This window comes from Mesorhizobium sp. M4B.F.Ca.ET.058.02.1.1, from assembly GCF_003952505.1.
GTDB lineage: Bacteria > Pseudomonadota > Alphaproteobacteria > Rhizobiales > Rhizobiaceae > Mesorhizobium.
Map to the genome: position 1 here is coordinate 4,843,232 of NZ_CP034450.1, position 19,917 is coordinate 4,863,148.

Annotated in this window: 12 protein-coding genes and 8 pseudogenes; 9 read left to right on the forward strand and 11 right to left on the reverse strand. The window is 60.0% G+C overall.

The window, feature by feature from the left end; genetic code table 11:
* Positions 1–160 precede the first annotated feature (160 nt).
* Complete coding sequence (locus EJ073_RS31715; RefSeq protein WP_164746818.1) at positions 161–301, forward strand: hypothetical protein; 141 nt, start codon at positions 161–163, stop codon at positions 299–301.
* Between the two features lie 399 nt (positions 302–700).
* On the opposite strand, the gene EJ073_RS23550 is transcribed toward EJ073_RS31715, so the two are convergent.
* Complete coding sequence (locus tag EJ073_RS23550; protein WP_236473684.1) at positions 701–1,894, reverse strand: TlpA disulfide reductase family protein; 1,194 nt, start codon at positions 1,892–1,894, stop codon at positions 701–703.
* Between the two features lie 715 nt (positions 1,895–2,609).
* On the opposite strand from EJ073_RS23550, the pseudogene EJ073_RS23560 reads away from it, so the two are divergent.
* Positions 2,610–2,931 (forward strand): annotated as a pseudogene (locus EJ073_RS23560) (IS3 family transposase); the annotation flags it as partial.
* Here EJ073_RS23560 and EJ073_RS23565 read toward each other — a convergent pair.
* The 8 genes and pseudogenes from EJ073_RS23565 to EJ073_RS23595 all read right to left on the reverse strand — a co-directional run.
* Positions 2,928–4,378: pseudogene (locus EJ073_RS23565) on the reverse strand (NAD-dependent succinate-semialdehyde dehydrogenase). The pseudogenes EJ073_RS23560 and EJ073_RS23565 overlap by 4 nt on opposite strands.
* A gap of 713 nt (positions 4,379–5,091) precedes the next feature.
* Positions 5,092–5,589 (reverse strand): helix-turn-helix domain-containing protein, encoded by a 498-nt coding sequence (locus tag EJ073_RS23570; RefSeq protein WP_236473726.1) that lies wholly within the window; start codon positions 5,587–5,589, stop codon positions 5,092–5,094.
* Between the two features lie 19 nt (positions 5,590–5,608).
* Positions 5,609–5,665: pseudogene (locus EJ073_RS33000) on the reverse strand (hypothetical protein); the annotation flags it as partial.
* Between the two features lie 201 nt (positions 5,666–5,866).
* Complete coding sequence (locus EJ073_RS23575; RefSeq protein ID WP_091595876.1) at positions 5,867–7,705, reverse strand: HipA domain-containing protein; 1,839 nt, start codon at positions 7,703–7,705, stop codon at positions 5,867–5,869.
* Positions 7,706–7,971: 266 nt separating this feature from the next.
* Positions 7,972–8,766, reverse strand: a complete 795-nt coding sequence (locus EJ073_RS23580) for a pitrilysin family protein (protein WP_329608241.1) — start codon at positions 8,764–8,766, stop codon at positions 7,972–7,974.
* Positions 8,767–8,848: 82 nt separating this feature from the next.
* Positions 8,849–9,180: pseudogene (locus tag EJ073_RS23585) on the reverse strand (insulinase family protein); the annotation flags it as partial.
* A gap of 60 nt (positions 9,181–9,240) precedes the next feature.
* A pseudogene (locus EJ073_RS23590) lies at positions 9,241–10,495 on the reverse strand (IS256 family transposase).
* 132 nt (positions 10,496–10,627) lie between these two features.
* Positions 10,628–11,336, reverse strand: a pseudogene (locus tag EJ073_RS23595) (KUP/HAK/KT family potassium transporter); the annotation flags it as partial.
* Between the two features lie 40 nt (positions 11,337–11,376).
* Between EJ073_RS23595 and EJ073_RS23600 the strand changes: the two are divergent.
* The 3 genes from EJ073_RS23600 (at position 11,377) to EJ073_RS32525 (ending at position 13,379) form a co-directional block, all read left to right on the forward strand.
* Positions 11,377–12,381, forward strand: a complete 1,005-nt coding sequence (locus EJ073_RS23600; RefSeq protein WP_091595874.1) for a magnesium transporter CorA family protein — start codon at positions 11,377–11,379, stop codon at positions 12,379–12,381.
* A gap of 79 nt (positions 12,382–12,460) precedes the next feature.
* Positions 12,461–12,712 carry a DsbA family protein gene (locus tag EJ073_RS23605; protein WP_236473686.1) on the forward strand — a complete coding sequence of 84 codons (252 nt, stop codon included), beginning with the start codon at positions 12,461–12,463 and terminating at the stop codon, positions 12,710–12,712.
* 136 nt (positions 12,713–12,848) lie between these two features.
* Positions 12,849–13,379, forward strand: a complete 531-nt coding sequence (locus tag EJ073_RS32525) for a hypothetical protein (protein ID WP_236473727.1) — start codon at positions 12,849–12,851, stop codon at positions 13,377–13,379.
* On the opposite strand, the gene EJ073_RS32820 is transcribed toward EJ073_RS32525, so the two are convergent.
* Positions 13,310–13,999 (reverse strand): hypothetical protein, encoded by a 690-nt coding sequence (locus EJ073_RS32820; RefSeq protein WP_280141194.1) that lies wholly within the window; start codon positions 13,997–13,999, stop codon positions 13,310–13,312. The genes EJ073_RS32525 and EJ073_RS32820 overlap by 70 nt on opposite strands.
* Positions 14,000–15,113: 1,114 nt before the next feature.
* Here EJ073_RS32820 and EJ073_RS23615 point away from each other — a divergent pair.
* Positions 15,114–15,452 carry a helix-turn-helix transcriptional regulator gene (locus tag EJ073_RS23615; protein WP_029354813.1) on the forward strand — a complete coding sequence of 113 codons (339 nt, stop codon included), beginning with the start codon at positions 15,114–15,116 and terminating at the stop codon, positions 15,450–15,452.
* Positions 15,442–16,758: a HipA domain-containing protein gene (locus tag EJ073_RS23620; RefSeq protein WP_091595870.1), complete on the forward strand. Its 1,317-nt coding sequence runs from the start codon at positions 15,442–15,444 to the stop codon at positions 16,756–16,758. Before EJ073_RS23615 ends, EJ073_RS23620 begins: the two co-directional genes overlap by 11 nt.
* Positions 16,759–17,113: 355 nt before the next feature.
* Here EJ073_RS23620 and EJ073_RS23625 read toward each other — a convergent pair whose 3' ends face one another.
* Positions 17,114–17,704 (reverse strand): hypothetical protein, encoded by a 591-nt coding sequence (locus EJ073_RS23625; protein ID WP_126057761.1) that lies wholly within the window; start codon positions 17,702–17,704, stop codon positions 17,114–17,116.
* 272 nt (positions 17,705–17,976) lie between these two features.
* Between EJ073_RS23625 and istA the strand changes: the two are divergent.
* A pseudogene (gene istA, locus EJ073_RS23630) lies at positions 17,977–19,548 on the forward strand (IS21 family transposase).
* A pseudogene (locus EJ073_RS23635) lies at positions 19,481–19,797 on the forward strand (ATP-binding protein); the annotation flags it as partial. The pseudogenes istA and EJ073_RS23635, both read left to right, overlap by 68 nt.
* Positions 19,798–19,917: the final 120 nt, after the last annotated feature.

The window sequence follows — 19,917 nt, forward strand, 5'->3', positions numbered from 1 at the left end:
ATTGTCAGAAGAATCTGTTGACGTGGACGCCTCGGCGCCAAGCTCGCGCCACCTGTCGACAGCGCGGCCCTTGGCGTGTTGGATAAAGCCGCAAAGCGGTTGCAAGAAATCCCGTTCGGATTGACGAAAATGACGGTGGCCGCACCCATGCACCTCGATCATGCCATTCAAGGCCGAGGCTCTGGTCGAGGTCACCTCATTGAGGATGACGGCGGCCGGAATTGCCTGGATCAAGCAGCCAACCGTGGTGCGCGACACCTCATTTATTGAATTGAGGGTGGCGCCGGTGTTCCGGCATTGAAGTCCTGATATCAATTGTGCGACAGGCTGCCTCATCGAACCGCTGGCGGAGGCAAGCGTGGGCTGCAGCACCAGATCACAGGCATGCCGCCAGCGAGGCCATCCCATGTGCTTAATGGCCATGCCGCCAAGATCGAATTCGCTACCCGCATGAAACCTTGGTGTGGTGGAGGTGTTGAGAGGCACCTGCGCCAGGCTGGCGAACGGTTAGAAGCGGGCAAAACCCGTAGCTCAGCTCATAGCCCGCCTAAACAAAGGCGGGCATCGTAGAAGGCCGCAGTCCTTCGGACTTAGGTCCAAAAGAGCGGCCCAGGTGATTTCGCAAGCCGGGCGGGGGTTTGCGCCGTTCGCATCAAGAGCTGTCCGCCCGGCCAATTCTGTCCCTCACATAAGCTGGCGGTCAGCCGCAAACGGTATACCAGCTGTCGAATCGGCCATTGTTTGGAGCCGCACACAGAGCGCCGTAACAAACCTTCTCACCCTTGAAGTAGGCCAGGAACTGCAGCAAATGCGATATTTCGTCCTGTTCATCTTGGTCCCGGATACGCTCCGGACCGCCCTGCGACTTCAGTGCCAGCTCGATCAACTCGATCGCCCGATCTTTGTTGCCGCTCTCGTGATAGTACAGGGCTGCCAAACGATAAGGCAGGAGCTTACGTTTGTCGCTTTCCGGGGGATTCAGTGCCAGGATGTGTTCGGACAGCTGTTTTCCCATCGCCAAGCGCTCAGCAGACGGAAAGTGCGAATGGTCAAGGTTCGGAAAGAAGAGCTCGTCTAACGCCGCAACCATCCAATTCTCGGAGTTTCTGTTGATCGCGTCGCGAACGAATTGGCGCATGACGGGCAAGCCGACCTGCATGTCCTTCATTTTGTGAAGCAACAGATTCACATGAGAACGGCGGAAACCGAGGTTGTCCGGCATCAAGGCGATGCCTTCTTCGATCGCCGAGAGCGCCGTCTTCCAATCCTTTTTCTCCACCGCCGCCCGATATCTGTCCTTGATCGGCTTCTTCAGCGCTTGTTCGCGCGCTATGGGTTCGCCTTCCGCGATCCGCTCCGCATCGGCGGATTTTGCCTGATCGCTGGTGCGCCAGCTGCCGTTAAGCACCTTCGGCAAGACCTCATCGAGTTCCGTCGGTTCACCAATAAAGGCGATGCAGCCGTCTCGGTCGACCACGAAACTGGTGGGAATCCAGAAAGAAAAGCTGGGCTCCAGCCAAAGCTTGTCCATTTCGCCTGTGGAGTCGAATGCGATCCGATAGTTCAGATTCGGGAACTTTTCCGTCAACCAAGCGTCCAACGTGCTTCGGGCCTCATCGGCCGTTGGAGCGCGTTCACTAGCCGCGACTCCTACGATCTCAACGCCGCTTTCCCTGTATTTCTCCTGCAGCTGCATCAGATGGGGCATCCCGTCCACACACGAACCGCACCAAGTTGCCCAAAATTCGACGATGTACACTTTGCCGGGCTCGAAGCTGGTGAGGGGCTCGCCACGCAGCCAGGTTTCCGCTTGAATCGAAGGAGCCGGGGACTCGATCTGCAACACCACGTTGTTCTCCAAAGCCGTTGTCAAAGGTTGTGAGATTTTCTGCACGAGCTTATTTCCCTCTCAGAGACGGCACACGGTTCAGGGGAGAGAACATCCTCGTCTGCTCCATTGCATACCGTCCTGCTGCAAGCGTTGCAAGGTCCATGCCAGCGGGCTCAGCGCGCAAGTGCATGAATATGCTTTGAAAACCCTCCGCAGTGCCCGGATGGCGGTTGGATTGAACCTGACAAGTTTCTGCCTTTGTCAGGTTTTGAACGCGCATTGCCCGTGTTTCGCGCCGCCAGAAAAGCGTGGCCCATCCGCACGATCCTGAAGCCCAAACCGTCGAACACGTGCGACACCGCCGCAATATGTCGTGCCATGCATCGATGCCAAGCGCCTCGGCGTTGAGCTCGCAGCACGCCAGAACATCATCGACGAGACGTTCAAGCTCGACCCGGGAACGGGAAAACGGCCCGAGGTTTGGCCTTGGTCGGGACGGCCGAACGGCAATATCGCCGAGAGGGAAAGACGCAGAAGAAGATCATCACACCCGGCGAGCCGAAAGTGTCGGCAAGCCATCGCAGAAGGCAGCAAACATGCAGGCCCAGACGTATCGCTGGGCGATCTGAGGGAGTGGCATACGTTGCGCGCCTGGTGCAGAAATTGCTCGCATCATGCCGAAGTAAGGTCGGCCGCGCTAATCCGCCGGTATGGCAAAGGCGCACTATTCAGCACGGTCGAGGGCACTTGGTTGCCCGGGAATTGAACCGGCTCATCACTGGTCAGTGATAATGCCAGCCAGTTCATCTCGAACGCCATCCTCTCCTGCGCGGATCAGAACCGGTCGAATGGCATTCCATGCGCATGGCAAGCATCGCTATCGCCTGTGGCGCGCCGACTGCAACACCGCGCGGCCGCACTCCCAAATCGCCTGGCAGACACCGGCCAAGTTCGCCACCACCTTCAATCCGCGACGGTCGCTCGCGCTGCGCTATGCGAAAGGCTCCGCGCCAGCCCCCGTCGCTTCATCCGCCCAGCAGCGCACAACCCACGCCGGAAACGAACCCAAAACTGGAGAAACTCGGGGCGACGTCATTTAGATTCCACCCATGCAGAGGTACTTCATTTCGAGGTAGTCTTCGAGCCCGTGGCGGGAACCCTCCCGCCCGATGCCGGACTGCTTCATGCCGCCAAAGGGCGCCGCTTCCGAAGACATACGCCCCGTATTGATGCCAATCATGCCATATTCCAATGCCTCGGCCACGCGCCAGACACGCCTCAGGTTCGAGGCATGGAAAGGTGGCGAGCCCGTAAATCGTGTCGTTTGCCTCACAGACAACCTGATCCGCATCGTGGAAGCGGATGATCGGCGCCAACGGCCCGAAAGTCTCCTCTTGCGCAACCGCCATGATGCTGGAGATCTCGGTGAAGGCTGTGGGTTGAAAACGTTCGGCCCCGCATCGAATTATCCCACCCTTAGCAACGGCATCTGCGATGTGGGACTCGATCTTGGCCAAAGCATGCATGTCGATGAGTGGTCAGACGTCCACTCCCGGAGCGAAGCCGTCGCCAACCGATAAGTGCCGGACTTTCTCCACGAACTTCTCGACGAACTCATCGTGAACGCTCGATTGGACGTAAAGCCGGTTCGATGAAACGCAAGTCTGGCCGGCATTGCGGAACTTCGCCTGGATCGCCCCGTCAACGGCAGCGTCAATATCCGCGTCGTCGAAGACGATGAAGGGCGCATTGCCGCCGAGCTCGAGGCTGACCTTCTTGATCTAGTCCGAGCACTGGCGCATGAGCAGTCGGCCAACCTCGGTGGAGCCTGTAAAGCTGATGTTTCGGACCTTGGCATTGGAGCAGAGTTCGCGGCCCCACGCGATCACCTTCGGACGCATAGACCAGGTTGACAACGCCGTCAGGAAAGCCGGCTTGCTGCGCGAGGGCAAACATTGCACCTGCCACGAGCGGCGTCTGTTCAGCAGGTTTGAGCACGATCGCGCAGCCCGCCGCCAGGGCCGGCGAGATCTTGCGCGCCACCATCGACGCTGGGAAATTCCATGGCGTAATCGTGCCGACGACACCGATCTGCTGATTGATCACCATCATCCGACGGTCTGTAGACGGTGCGGAGATCGTCTCGCCATAGATGCGATTGGCTTCTTCGGCGTACCATTGCAGATACGCGGCCGCATGCGAAACCTCCGACTTGGCTTCGGCAAACGGCTTGCCCATTTCCGCAGTCAGAATCGCGGCGAGATCGCCTGCATGGCGATGATCAGCTGATGCCATCGCCAAAGAAGGTCGCTGCGCTCTCGGGCGGTCAGCGCCGCCCATCCAGGCTGCGCGACATAGGCCTCGTCTACCGCAGCCCGTGTCTCCTCCACGCCCATGTCGGACGTCCTGCCAGCACTTCGCCGCTCGACGGGTTGAGGACCACAAATGACCGCTCGCGAACTGACGTGCCAAGTGCCGGCAGGCGATGGACGGCGCCAAACAGGTCCGGGGATTTCAGTGGCGGATCATCGGCAGGCACAGGGGCAAACCGGGTTCCTCTCAAAGGCAGCTGATATGTATAATCGGCAGAGCCTCGGCGTGTACTCCGCACCTGCGGGTCCTTATAGGGCCTCGGCCATACGGCTGGTAGACCATCCACTCAACTTGAAAGGGAGAATTCTTGAACGCTTCTGGTCGATGGCTTGCGGTTCTCATCAGGTGCAAACTGAACAATGGACATCGGCTTCCCGACCGCGCGTACCGGCCATCGGTCCGAATAGCAGCAGTGCAGCCAAATGCCTTTTTTGAGCATCATCGGATTGAAATTGCTTTCAAAAGTCCTCGATCTTGCCGCCCCCCATCGCGAGCGCCACAAACGGGCGTGGAAAATCAAAAGGGACCACAATCGAGAATCAGCACGGTGATGCCTTCTTTGCGACCGTAGGCACGCAGATCATCTGCCAGCTGGGCTCGGGACCGTGCAGGTCGCGCCCCAAAAAACGAGAAGGGGGTCGTTGTGGTGGAAGAGGTCGGGGATTTTCGAAAGAGCGTCGTTTACGGCGGGTCGTCCCTGTAGAGCATTCCCCTCGAATGCGACCGCCTTCAAAGGAGGACTTGCCATCGACGCCACGCTGATAACCGCTGCTGGCAAGCTGGAACTCAATACCGGTTAATTGCACTGAGGGCGGCGGCAACCACCCCTCGAAAACTTTTTGCCCGGGGGCTTAAGCTCGGAAAGAGTGTTCCTTATCATATTGTGTTCAAAGTAAATGGACGTGGTGCGTTTCGTGGGTTGAATCACATAAAGTAGTCTGTGTTAACGTCTGCCAAACCACGTTCCCTTGCCGGTTCCATGTTGGGGCTAGATGGTTTATTTCGACCAGGGTTGCCACATGTTTTTTGACGGTGTTCCGGTTTGCACCGGTCAGGTTGACGATCTCGCCAATGGTCATTCGCCCGCGCTCCTTGAGGGCTTCAACTAGTTGAAGGGAGAATTCCGGAAGCGTACCGAGCACGAGACGCTCGCGCTCGATTTTCTTCTCAAGCCGCTGCTTTTGCTGCTGAAGAGCGCGCAGGAAATAAACAGCCCAGCGCTGCCAATTAGGCCTCGGACTGCGGATCGTTTTTTGAGTTTGCCGAAGCGCCAGATAGTAGCCCTCCTTGCTGTTCTCGATCACGCTTTCGAGCGAAGAGTAAGGCACATAAGCATAGCCACTGCGCATCAGCAGAAGCGTCGTCAGAACGCGATAGCCTTCCATTGCCGTCCTGGAATGGATGGATCTCCAAAAAGACCACCGTGAACATTGCCACGACGAGCAGAGATCTCGACCGCATCGACTGCGCCAGCCGACGCCCGGAGGGATTGTGCAGACGATCGAGCGGTTACGTCGCCGGCGCTAGAAAATAGGCCCTCCACTGAGCATCTATCATTAGCCTGAACTTTCGAGCCCTTGCCAAGCTTTGTCGGGGCGGTCTCGCCCATCACGGCTGGGAAGTGCGGTCCATGGAAACCGGCGTATCAGTTAGATCGATCATCTATGCAAACCCTTCGATGCGTTCGTGGACAATCGCGCGCATTTGCTCCGCCATCTTCGCGCCTTGAGAGCCGTCTGATAGAGGCGGCGGCAATTCGAGGTGGTTGAGCGCGCGTGAGAGGGCTGCAACAAGATCGTCGATGCTGGTATCCGCATCGGCTGCCTTGAGGCCAGCCGTGCTCGCGAAAGCCTTGAAGTCGGCGCGCCGCAGACGATCGTCCTTGCCGTTCAGCTTGAGGGCCATCCGGTCTTTTTCGAGGCGTGGAAACACGCGAGTCGTGACCGCGTCGTAGAGCGGAGCCATGCGAACTGAGCTGAATTGCGTGCTGCCGGGCTCTGCGATTTCCAGCAGTGCCATGTTCTTCAGGTGCATGTCGCCATCGGCGATCAGCCAGGCGAATAAGGATCGCTTCAGGACAAGCAGGACGTCTTCTTCGGGAGAGGTCGATAGCGGCCTTAGTGCCCGCGCGATGCGCTCCATCGTGCCGTCGTATTTTGCTTCGGTGGGCACGCCAAGTACCGAGCAGAAGTCCTCAAGCGCGAGCAGGTGTTTGTCCTCGAGGCTCGTTCTGATATCGAACCGCTCCACGAGTAGCGCCGGAGGCATCCCGTCAGGCATCGGGACGAGCGCTGTCGCGGGCGTCTTGAAACCGGCCGCGCTGCCCAAAGCGAGCGACTGCCATTCGATAACTGGCAGGGCCTCAAATCCGCCCGTACCCGCAGGTTTGAGAATGTGGGTAAAAGGCCGGCCGATACTGGGAGAGAGGGTGCCATCCGCACTGAGGAACATAGGCGCTTTGATCTGAACACCCGAAAGGCGAGGCGTATCAGTACGCTCGAATATCTGTGCGAGATTGCGTTCGAAACTCTGCTCCAGGTCGCCGCGACCCGGCCCTGCATACTGGCCAGTGAAGACAGTGTTTCTAGTGAAGCCATTGAGCCGGGTTAACAGGATGTCGGGCGGCAGGGCGGAGAGATCGCTCGCACGCTCGACGATGGTGATGTTGGACATGTAGCGTTTGCCCGAGCGTAGCGTCGCGCGCTCGTCGCGGTCGTTCAACACTGACTCAAGCCAGCCTTCAGGCAGCAGCGACAGAATGAAAGGAGGGAGCTTGCCCGGCGTGGTCTGGCGAACAAGTGGCGGGCCCTGATCGTCTGCATTCCAGCGCCACTCAAAACCATCATGTGTGAGATTTCCGAGCGGAGCGCCGTGCCACGCCACGATCAGATCGAGCGCGGCTCCGTTGCGTGCCGGTTCTGTGGTCAGTGGAGGGCGGAGGAAAAAGCGCTCGGCGTGCTCGCCCTCGCGATACCACTGGTTCGCGCGGGCAAGCGCCCATGTCGCGTCGGCAGCGCCCTGGGCGCTGCCGTATTGTTCTATGAGGCGGTTCGCGATTGCCTCGCGCATCGTCTCGCCGATGGATGCCGCGTGTTCGCTGCGCAGGCGGAAAGCTTCGAGGAAGCGCTGGCGCATCGAGGAGACGTCGATCCGGAATTCTCCCATTCCATCATCGACAATCGCTTGAGCGACTGATGGGTGGTCGGGAGCTGCGTTCTGAATGATTTCCAGCAAGCGCAAGCGCCTGCGCTGTATTCGTCGCCCGCTCAGGAACAGGCGGCCATCCCGGGTCGGGCCGAGAAGCACAGCGCTCGCCGCCGAGAGGTAAGCGTTCGGATACAGGTATTTGGCGATGCGGACGGCGTGCTTGAGTATCGTGGCCTCGATATCCTCCCCGGCATCGACATAGATGCCGCGCATTAGCTGGACGAGCTTGCCCGTTTCAGCCTGATAGTGGCTGCGGGTTTTATCGATGTTTTCCCCAACGAGGTGAAGGGCCATTTTCTAACTTTCCCGTATCTGAGATACGGGAAAGCTAGCATAATCCGCTTCATATTCAAGAGTTTCTAACTTTCCCGTATTTGGCATACGGAAAGTTAGAATACTTTCTCGGAACGACGGCGTTCTCGGGTCGGGAATCGAACCACGGGAGAGAACCTGGTCTGCGAGGGCGAGCAGGCAGAACTCAAGGCGTTCATTCTGCCACACCATAGTCGGATCAGCCACACGTAGGTCGGCGAGTCCTTCAGCTATTGTAGAGCGTGGGATTATTCGCTGTCACGGGCCAACGCCCATAATCGCGGGCTCGGCCGAAAGCAGCTTCTTCGCCGCCGCCCTGCCTGCTCGAGGATCACCTGCTCGATGAGGGCCGGGCGGCGCTGGATGTAGTCTATGCCGAGTTTGTCGAGCTGCAACCCGACAAGCGTGGCGGAAATCGGCCTGGAGGAACCCAGATTGTCGATAGCATAGGCGCCGATCAGATACTTCTTGCTCGCTTCGAGTTCGGCCGCTGTTGGGCCTGTGTCCACCAGCTCCTTGATTAGTTGTCTTATCAGGTCGAGCGTCTCGGCCGCCCTGTCGGCGCGCGTCGACGTCGTCACGACAAGCATGTTGGGCTGGTAGTCTTCCAAGCTGGACGAGACACCGTAGGCAAGGCCGCGCTTTTCGCGCACTTCCTGGAACAGACGTGAGGTAAATCGTGAGCCTCCGACTATATCGTTCATCAGCTGTCCCGCGTAGAATTCCGGGTCGTTGCGTCCCATGGCGGGAAAAGCCAGCTGGAGCGAAGTCTGGGGGAGGGCGTTGCGACCTGCGTCCGCTCGCCGCTTCGGGGTGACATCAGGTACGGGGGCGAGCGCCTGTTTCTGAGGCAAATCGCCGAACAGCTGGTCGAGCCTTGCTCTCAGGGCTTTGGCATCTATGTCGCCTACGACCGCCACATGCAGCCCGTCGCGGGCGAAAGCGGCTTTGTGGAAGGCGCTTAGATCGGCGGGCGTTACGCTGGTCAGGCTCCCTTGGGCGGTCTCGAATACGGATGCGTGCCGTAGAGTCCGCGCCGCCAGGCCAGCTCGGGGATCGCGTGAGGTTCGCGCTCATCGGCAATGATTTCGGAGAGAAGCTGGGCGCGTATGCGGTCGAAAACTGCTGGTATAGCCGGCTGCGGGTCCCGCCGCCGAGGATGTCGGCCAGCAGTCGAGCGCCTCGGCCTCGCCGGGTGCGGCCGTATGATAGGACGGCACCATCCATTGCGTGGAAAAGCGCGGCACCGAATTGCGCACGCCGGTCAGCGTCACCGTGCGCTTGGCGTTTTGCTCCGGCTCGACTGGGCGGATGCGGGTTAGACCAGGAGCCGTCGGCACGGTTCCCTACGTCTTATCGGCCAGCGCCTTGACCGTTTCCGGCTCGACATCGCCGGCCACCACCAGGACGGCGTTGCTGGGCGTGTAATATTTGTCATAGAAGGCTCTGGAGTCGGTGCCGTAGCGGATCGTGTTGGAATTTGGCGGAGCAGCCTCCGGCAAATTGAGGTTATCGGTTCATGCGGCGAGGTCAATCTGCTGATCGAGTGGCTTGGCGGGGAGCGTGTGCCATCCGTCGATTTTTCGCATCGAGATTTCGCCGGACGCAATCAACGCCCAGAACAACATTGCCGCGGTTTCGGCCGAAGGCAGCACGGTCTGGGTCTTGATGCGCCGCTTGAACTCTTCATGCAGACGCTCAATCGCGTTTGTAGTTCTGGTGCGCTTTTCCACTGGCTCGGCGGCAGGCGCGTGAAGGCGAAGAGGCGCTCACCGGCCTCCTCCAGGCTGTCGGCCACCGCCCGGCACTTGAGCCGCCATTTGCGCAGGAACGCCTTGCGGCGGCTCTCGATCTCCTCCGGCGTGGCCGCGTAGATCATGTCGGTGTAATCGGCGCTGATCTCCTTGTGCAGGCGCTCGGGAGCGTGGGCGAGCAGGTTGCGGTGCTTGTGAACCGTGCATCTTTGAACCGGCACCCCGTCCCACAGCCCAGCGATCGCCCCGTCCAAGCCGGGTGCGCCGTCGACGATGAGGAACTCAGGGCGGCGGAGGCCGCGTGCGACGAGATCGTCGAGGATCGCCCGCCAGGCCTCGGTCGTCTCGCCGCCCATGTTCTTGACCGCGAGCAGGATCTTGTGGCCGTCCGCGCGCACGCCGATGACAACGAGCAGCGGGATCGAGGTCGCCTTGCGGTCGAGCCTGACACGAACCACCGTCCCGTCGAGGATCAGGCGCACGATCGGGCTCGTCGGCCAGCGAGCGACCCTTCCAGGCGTCCCAGTCCGTCTTCACCTTGCGCCAGGTGCGGCTGACGACGTCCTTGCCGATCGCGCCGCCGAACAAGGCGGCAAGCGCACGACGGACGCGTCGCGTGTTCGTGCCCGCCAGGTAGCTCGACGCGATCAGTGCGTCGGCGGCCTTCGTGCGCCGCTGATAGGCGCGCAGAGCCTTGCTCCTCCATTCCACCGTCTTGTCCTCGTCGACATCGAGGCGCGCCCGCGGAACCGTGATCTCAGTGGTGCCGAAGATCCCCGTCAGCGTGCGCGTCCGGCTGCCGTGGCGGTGGCCGGCGACACCGGTGGTCTCATCACTGGCGCGCCGCCGGCTGCCGGCCATAACGGGGACGGGCAAGCACCGCTTCCAACTCGGTCTCGAGCATCGTCTCGATGAAGCCGCGCACCCGCTCGCGCAGGCCAGCTTCGATCGGATCAAACCAGTTGTCGAAAAGATAGCTCGTCGCCTCATCCCCCGGATGAACGGCTTCGGCTTTCATGGTAGTCCTTGTCATGGCGTAGTCTCCTGTCCGGCACCGCAAGGCCGGATGATTCGAGGTTGACACCCCGGAGACTACGCCAACTCACAATTCCAACCACTCCCGCGACGGCACCTTGGCAGTCATCTGCTCGGCAACCAAATCGAGCGGGACTTCGCTCTTGCGGGACTTCTCGAAGAGGAGGCGGGTTCCGCGAACCCAAGTCATCACGACCACACGCCGGCGACAAGGATTGAGACCCAGCCGCCGTCGAGCACTTTCATGATATTCGCCGAGAAGAAGCCGACATCGACCACCCGAAGACGAGCGCAAGGCCGAGCGCCGGGAGGAGCGTCCACCTCCAGATACGCCTCATCACGACGTGGAGCAGGATTGTCGTCACAACCATTTCGCCCGTGACCGATATGCCATAGGCTGACGGGAGGGCGCTGGACTCACCAAAGCCGATGACCGCAACATGACCGACCATGCGAGCAGCAGGTTGACGCGCGGCAGGTATATCTGCCCGAATTGCATTTCGGATGTATGCCGGATTTCGAAGCGCGGAAGCATGTTGAGTTGGACGGCCTGTCGCACAAGTGAATAAGCGCCGGAATCACGACCTGGCTGGCGATCACAGTTGCCGCCGTAGCCATCACCACCATCGGCACCAACGTCCAGCCGTGGTCATCTCGAAGAATGGATGTCAGATCGTCCCGCCTCGGGAAAGAACGAACGCGCCCTGCCCGAAATAGCTAAGCAGCAGGCACGGAAATGCGATCGCCAGCCAAGCCAGCACAATCGGCCGGCGGCCAAAATGACCGAGATCAGTGTAGAGCGCTTCAGCCCCGGTTACGGAAAGGCTCCGCGGGCGGCATACTGCCTTGCCGAAGGGGCCATAAATGCTGCGCATCTACACGGGCCAGAACGGCCATCTGACAGCAATTGACGGCTTGCCGGAGGCCGAAGCTCTCGGTGCTCTCTGGCTCGACCTCCTCAACCCGACTGTTGAGGAAGTGAAGCTTGTTAAGGCGCATCTGGCCATTGATATCCCGACGCGCGACGAGATGGCGGAAATCGAGTTGTCGGACCGTCTTTATCATGAAGACGGCGCCGAGTTCATGACGATCACCGCGGTCGCGAATATCGAGGGCGAGGACCCTGTCAAAGCGCCGGTTACCTTCGTTATCAAGGGCCAGACGCTCGTCACTGTCCGCCACGCCGAACCGAAGCCGTTCTTGATCTATGCGGCGAAAGCACAGCGTACTAGCGGCCCTCCCTGCACGTCCGGCGAATTGGTGATGCTGGGTCTGATCGAAGCGATCATCGACCGCGCGGCCGACACGCTTGAGCGCATCGGCGACGAGATTGATGCACTCTCACGCGAAATTTTTCGCAACACGTCTCCGAGCGCCTCGAAGAAAACACGCAACCTTCAATCCCTTGTCGAGCGAATCGGCCGGAAGGGTGAGCTGCTGACGAAAATTCAGGAGAGTCTCGTGAGCATCGCGCGGCTCGTCTCCTACCATAGCGCGAGTGACTCGACCAGCTGGGCAGTCGCGTCGTCCGGTCGCAAGTTGCAGAAGGAAATCCGGCAACGTATCAAGCTCGTCCAGCGCGATGCCACGTTCCTCAGCGACCATGCGACCTTCCTGTCCAACAAGATCAACTTCCTGCTGGACGCGACGCTGGGTCTCATCAATCTGGAGCAGAACCAGATCATCAAGATTTTCTCGGTCGCTGCCGTCGTGTTTTTGCCGCCGACGCTGGTTGCCTCGATCTACGGCATGAACTTCGATGCCATGCCCGAGCTAAAATGGCTTCTGGGCTATCCTTTTGCGCTGGGTCTGATGGTGCTCTCCGCCGTGGTTCCGTATCTCTTTTTCAAGCGGCGCGGTTGGCTGTGAAAGGAAATAGGCTGGTTCGGGGCGCTTACTGAAAGTCCCACGTCCCGGAGCGGTCGCGCAGCTCAGCGAATTCGACATCTTGACTATCGCACGACACGTTGGCCTCGAGGTTGAGCAGCTCAAGCGGGACATGGAAGACCGCGCCATCGAAAACGTCCTCGAGCGCAATTGCGCGCTCGCCAAGGAGCTGTACATCAACGTCACGCCGGCGTTGGTTCTCGGCGGCGAAGTGATTTCAGGTGTGCTCAAGATTCACACGCTGGAACGCTTCATCGCCAAAGAGCGGGAAGAAGCTAAGCGTCGTGCCGGATCACCAACTTCGGCATTTTGACAGCGTGGCGGCCGGTGCGATCCCGTTCTCTGGCCACGAGTGCCGCCTCTCGCGTCGGGCCAAATCTCTTATATGGCCCGGCAACGCGGTAGTGGGCGGACCAAGCCGTTCTATGCAGCGCACCAGACAAAGGGCAATGACCAAAGCCGTCCCGGACATCGCATCGGAGTTCAACGTCTTTGCACCAATGCCCAGCAATGGTCGCCGCGACAAACAACGCCTGCGAACGGGCGCTGTGAGCCGCCATCGTTCAACGAAAGATCACCAACGGATGTCCCGAGGAGGCCCCATGAATCGCTGCACATCAGCATTTGCAATTCTTGCTTTCGGCACGTTCTGCACATCGTCGACCATCGCCATGGCGGCGCATTCGACCACCTATTCAGCGCCCGACAAGAGCGTCGTGTTTCTTGGTGGCGTTGGCTACACCTGGCTAAAGGGCAACGAGCTTTTCTACGACGAAGTGGGCAATCGTATCAGCAAATTGATCTGGGAAACCGGCGCGCCGGTTCTGACCACCGGGCTAAAGGCCGAGGTCTGGAAGAACTGGACCATCTCAGCCAACGGCGTATTGCCGGACAGGATTGGTCGGATCAGTCAATCCACCCCGACACCCGCCTTGACCGCTACATCAACCTTGACATGGCAGCAGGCCCAGACTTCGTGATCAACGATGCCACGGTTATCAACCTTCATGGTGGCTTCAAATACACCAACATGAAGTGGAAGGCCTATGGCGGTTCGTACATATAGAGTGGGGACGGCTTCGGCTTTCGCGAGGATCGCGGCAAGTTCCCGGACGGCGAACCGGTCATCGATTACGAACAGCGCTATTTCGGCCTGTTCCTTGGCGCGAAAGCGACCACGACGCTCGGGAACTTGACGCTCTCGGGTCTGCTCCGCAGCGGCTTCACCGTTGATGCAAGCGCTGTTGACCATCACTGGCTGCGCGAGGAGGGGCGCGGCCTGCGATTTGAGGACGACTTCTTCACGGTGCCGTTCATCTCGGCCGGCGCCAAGATCGATTATCAGATGACCGACCGCGCCAGCGTCTTCCTGGCCGGCAATGTCGACAAATATTTTCGCAACAAAGGCTAGAAAACGGCCTACAGCATCGCGACCGGCGAACAAGGAGCCCACAAGGATAGCGCTGGCATGGACTTCTATGCCTTGACCCTGTCGGCCGGCTTCAAGCTGACGTTTTAAGCGCAGTCGTTTCTGACGCTGAGCACGTAAGACCATGCGTGCATTAAGGACGCACAATGCCTCTGCGCGCAATCCATTCAATCGCGGCTATCCAAGCGGCGCCGACGTTGGCCAGGATCTCAGGATTGTCCGGGCGGTCCGCCAGGCCTGGTATGGCCGGCGTGGAGGTGTTGTCCGCCGGTCATCCCGTCGATTTTAAGGTCCCGACGGCCGTCTGGCACCGGTGCGCGAGCCGCCAGAAAAGCGTGGCCTTCCGCGCGATCCCGAAGCCACAAACCGTGAGAACCCGTGCGACACCGCCGCATCACGTCGTGTCGTGCATCGATGCCAAGCGGCTCGGCGTTGAGCTCGCCGCACGCCAGAATAAACTTGGCGCTCCTCAAGATTGCAGAGTCAGGCTAGTGGGTTGCGTCCCGCGGCGTCGTCTCCCAGCGTCAACCGGATCGTCTCGGCAATCTCCTCATCGGGCGCGCCGGGACGCGGTTCATCGTAAAGGCTATCGAGCCGCTGTTCGGCAAAGCGCCGACGCAATGTGCCCACTGTGTTGGGCGTTGCACCAAGGCGTAAGGCAATTTCCTTGTTCTACATCCTCTCGCTGGCCAGCAGCACTATCCGCGCCCGTCGCGGCAGGCCTTGCGCCGTGCCTCGACGCCGGACCAGACTTTCCAGTTCACTCCGCTCTGCTGCGGAGCCAGCGCCTTGAGCAGCGGCCAACCTGGACTCGTCCCGTCCTCGAAAAGCAAATTGTTACGCAGATGCTTGTCCACCCTGACCCGAGCCATCCTCCTGCACGCTTTCGCCGTTGCGCGCGACGAAGACCGCAACGCTTCATCGCGCTTGGCGTAGTGGCACCAGGGACCGCCCATCGAATGACTCATGCGAGGCATCTCAAGGCTGTCCGCGGTCCAGCGCCAGATCTCCGCCTCGCCCGAGGCGCGCAGAGCTGGCCGGTTGTGCAGGAGCCGTAGGCAATATTCGCCGTCCTTGTTCGGATGGGTAACGCTTGCGTCTCCCGTCGCATTCTACCTCGCTTTCCGAACGTAGCCGTGATGCGAACTCTTGCTGCATATAAAGTCGAATCAGGGGGATTTGGATCATACGATACGGAGGCTTGACTTTGGCAGTCGCTCTGCGACGTTACCTATATAGGTCGAAATGAGGTGATATGGCTCATGGATAGGTCACGGAGACCCGAATGACGGCAACGCATAAACGCACCTATTCGCGCTACGCAATGGAAGCGCTTGGCCTTTTCGGTAAGACCATCCGGCTGGGCCGGATGCAGCACCGGTTAACCGCACAGGAGTTAGCCGAGAGAATCGGTGTTTCACGCAGCACCCTGCAGCGCATCGAGAAGGGCGATCCCAAAGTTGAAATCGGACTGATGTTCGAAGCTGCTGCCATTGTCGGTGTGAAGCTGTTCGATGCGGACGGCAAGGGCATCACAGCCCTCACAGGCCGCATGGACGATCGCATCGCGCTGCTGCCGAAGCACGTCTACAAGGCCGGCAAGCAGATCGTCGATGAGTTCTAAGGTCCCCAAGTACGACGAAGCCTATGTCTGGGTCTGGCTGCCGGGCGAGACCGCGCCGGTTGTCGCCGGGCGGCTATATGCCCATGACGGACTCGTCAGCTTCAACTATGGCAGGAGCTTTCGTGAACTGGGCAGCGCGATCCCGCTTTATCTCCCGGAACTGCCCCTGAAGGCAGGCGAATTGCCTTTGCTTCCTGGCCTAACCATGCCGGGATGCATCCGCGATGCTGCCCCCGATGCCTGGGGACGACGGGTTATCCTAAACCGCAAATTCGGTGTGAAGGGCGATGAAATCGCGCGGCTCGATATTTCAGAACTGACGTTCCTGCTGGAATCAGGCTCGGACCGCATCGGCGCGCTCGATTTTCAGTTTTCGCCCACGAATTACGAGCCGCGCGCACTGGCCAATGCCACTCTCGAAGAGCTTGTCCAATCGGCGGAGCGGGTAGAGAAAGGTATTCCGCTCACCTCCGAATTAGATCAGGCGCTGCATCACGGCAGCTCGATCGGCGGCGCAAGGCCAAAGGCGCTGATCGAGGACGACGCCATCAAGCATGTCGCGAAATTTTCCTCGTCTGCCGACCTTTACAGCGTCGTCAAAGGAGAATTCATAGCCATGCGGCTTGCCGCCTTGTGCGGCATCAGAGCGGCATCCGTCTCGCTCGTTCGCGCCGCAGGCAAGGACGTGTTGCTCGTCGAGCGATTCGACCGGATCAAGGTCACGGGCGGCTGGCAACGCAAATCCATGGTCTCAGCGCTGACGATGCTCGCGCTCGATGAGATGATGGCGCGTTACGCCAGCTACCAGGATTTGGCGGAGATCATTCGCCACCGATTCACCGCGCCGTCGGAAACTCTGCGCGAGTTGTTCGGCCGCATTGTCTTCAACATACTTTGCGGCAACACCGACGATCATGCCCGCAACCATGCGGCATTCTGGGACGGGGCTAAGCTCACCCTCACGCCTGCTTACGATATTTGTCCGCAGGCCCGCAGTGGCCAGGAGGCCAGCCAGGCCATGCTCATCAGCGGCAATAACCGCATGAGCCGGATCGCGTCGTGCCTTGAAGCCGCGCATCACTTCCTGCTCAGCGCGCCGGAAGCTCTTGCGATTGTTGAAGGCCAGCTCCGATGCATTGCGGAGAATTGGCCGCGTGTCAGCGAGGAAGCTGCGCTATCCGGCACAGATCGCAATCTGTTCTGGGGCCGACAGTTCCTCAATCCCTACGCTTTTACGGCGCTGGAAGGGAGCGCCGACGTTCTCCGCGCTCTGGCTGACGAACTACGCAACAGTGTTCACGCCTGATCCGGCGCTGGATTTCGGACAAGCTCGGCAAGCGCAAGACGCCCACAATATGGACAATCCTTGCCGTGCCAGCACGAAGTCATGAACAGACGGCTCTTCGACAGCGACAACGTGCACTGCGGAGAGATGTGGAGCTGACAACGCAAGAGCCCACAGACGCGCGACTTCCCACGATACAACTCCACATAACTGAGCGTCTACAAGCGCTGCAGCCAGCGTAACATCCCGCCATCATAGCGATGATTGTCTGATCTTTTGCCGATGACATCACGTCGGGAAAGACTTGTTCGAGCGCTTGCCGCTTCATATCGATACCGGCCCGGGCGTAGCGCACGTTACGTTCAGCCCCGAGTGGCTAGCCATTGACTGATGGTGGCGATGTCAACACCCGCCTTGACAAGGTGGATGGCCGTCGTGTGCCGCAAAGAGCGGTGATGGATGCTTTTTCCGCCAGGGTGGTTCCTTCCCCCGCAGCCATATCAAAATGTTTGCGCAGCAAGTATCGAACACCGAACCGGGTCAGCGGTGTGCCGCGGTCGTTGAGAAAGCCCCTTTGCTCGGCGGGACAGGGCGATACCAGACGAAGGTCAAAATTCGAAGTTTCAGGATTTCCTGAACTCGTGCATCCGTATTGAACATCAGCGAGAACAGCGCGTAATCCCGCTGTCCAGAGGCGTGCGGCGGTCAATACGCGCCAGGACGCTCTTGATTTTCCGGGCCCTTCGAGATATTCGACAGGTGCCACCCGCGCGCCCTCTTGAAGGGAAGTGTCACCACCAGTTGCAGCGTATCCATATATTCGGGGTCCTCCGAGATCAGGGACCGCGCAAAGGTATGCATCGCCGCCAGCCTTGCATTGCGGGTCGCAACTGCCACGCTCGACCTCAAGTGACGTGAGAAAACTGCCGATCCTGTCGGTATTGATGTCGGAGACCGCTTCTTTCAAGAATATCTTCCCGCTCTCCGCGGCATGAGCCCGTGGCATGCTTCGGCCCAATGCGGTGGATTGATGTTTCTTCATGCCACAACCTCGCTGACGAGACCGCCGAAAGCCCCTTCAAAGCGGTCGGTGGCGATCTCTCTCAGCTTTGGAAGGTAGTGCATTGATTTTTCGTGGATGAGGACCCTGTTTAAGGGGTGATTTTCGTCCAAACGGGACCCCTTAACGATGGGGTCATCAAGATGCCTCCGGTTTGATCGGAGGCGTTTGTGTTTTGGATGTTGGTTTTGGAGACGATTGCAAAGATACGTCGGCTGTCGCTGGTCCAGGGGAAGTCGATCAAAGCGATCTGCCGTGAGCTGAAGATCTCGCGCAAGGTGGTGCGCAAGGTCCTGCGTTCTGAGGAGACGGAGTTCCGCTACGAGCGCAAGCACCAGCCCTATCCCCGCATGGGAGCTTGGCGTGAGACGCTGGACCGGCTGCTGTCGGCGAATGCGGCCAAGCCGCAGCGGGAGCGGCTGACGCTGATCCGTATTTTCGAGGAGCTTCGCGGCCTCGGCTATGACGGCAGCTACAGTTCGGGGTGGCGGCATGCTCAGAGCTGGGCGGCGGAACGCGGCAGCGCCGTGGCCGAGGCCTACATTCCGCTGAGTTTTGCACCTGGCGAGGCCTACCAGTTCGACTGGAGTCACGAGATCGTCCTGCTCGACGGCATGACGGTGACAGTGAAGGTCGCGCACATGCGGCTCTGCCACAGCCGCATGTTCTTCGTGAGGGCCTATCCGCGCGAGACGCAGGAGATGGTGTTCGACGCGCATGACCGGGCGTTCGCCTTCTTCCGTGGCGCCTGCACGCGCGGCATCTACGACAACATGAAGACGGCGGTGGACGCGATCTTCATCGGCAGGGATCGCCGCTACAACCGCCGCTTTGCGCAGATGTGCGGGGCATTACCTTGTCGAGCCGGAGGCCTGCACACCGGCGGCGGGCTGGGAGAAGGGGCAAGTCGAGAACCAGGTCGGGCTGGTGCGCGAGCGCTTCTTCACACCGAGGCTGCGCTTCAAGACGTTGGAGGATCTCAACGGCTGGCTGGCCGACAAATGCGTTGCCCAATGCCAAGGCGCGTCGGCATCCCGAACAGGGTGAGCGCACGATCTGGGACGTATTCGAAGAAGAACGCGCCAGCTTCATTCCCTATGCCGGTCGCTTCGACGGCTACCATTGCATTCCCGCGTCGGTGTCGAAGACCTGCACGCTGCGCTTCGACAACAACAAATACTCGGTGCTGTCGAGCGCCGTCGGTCGGCCGGTCGAGATCCATGCTTATGCCGACCGCATCGTCATCCGCCAGGATGGCGCGGTCGTCGGCGAGCACGCACGCTCTTTCGGCCGCAACGAGGTCGTCTACGATCCCTTGGCACTACGTGCCGGTGCTGGCCCGCAAACCGAACGGCCTGCGCAACGGCGCGCCTTTCCGGGAATGGGTTCTGCCATCAGCCATGGAGAAGGTGCGCCGCAAGCTAGGGGCGGCCGATGACGGCGACCGGCAGATGGTGTCGATCCTCACCTGCGTTCTGACCGACGGATTGAGCGCGGTCGAGAGCGCCTGCCAGGAAGCGCTCGAGCATGGCGTCTGTTCGGCGGCGGTGATCCTCAACATCCTGGCCCGCAGCCGCGATCCGGCGGCGGGCACGATCCTTTCCATTCCCCAGGCCCTGACGCTGGCTCACGAGCCGGTCGCCGACTGCGCCCGCTATGACAGTCTCAGGAGGACAAACAGCCATGGAACGCACCGAGGTACTGGAACTGATGGGAGCGCTGAAGCTCTACGGAATGCGCAGCGCCTATGACGAGATCATGGGCGTCGCCATCAAGCGACAGCACGAGCCGCCCAGGATTGTCGGTGATCTCTTGCAGGCCGAGATATCGGAGAAGCAGGCCCGCTCCATCAAATACCAGTTCGCCGTCGCCAAGTTGCCGCTGGCCAAGGACATCGACGACTTCGACTTCGCCGACACGCCGGTCACCGAACCCCTGATGCGCGATCTCGCCCCGGCGGCGCCTTCGTCGCCGATCAGCGCAACATCGTCCTGGTCGGCCGCCTTCACGGGTCACCCAACTCGCGCGGAAGGTCGACCGCATTGCGACGGGCGCGTGTCGACTTCCCAACCATGTCAGACAGGAGACACAACGCTATCGGAGCGATCGCATTGTCCGAA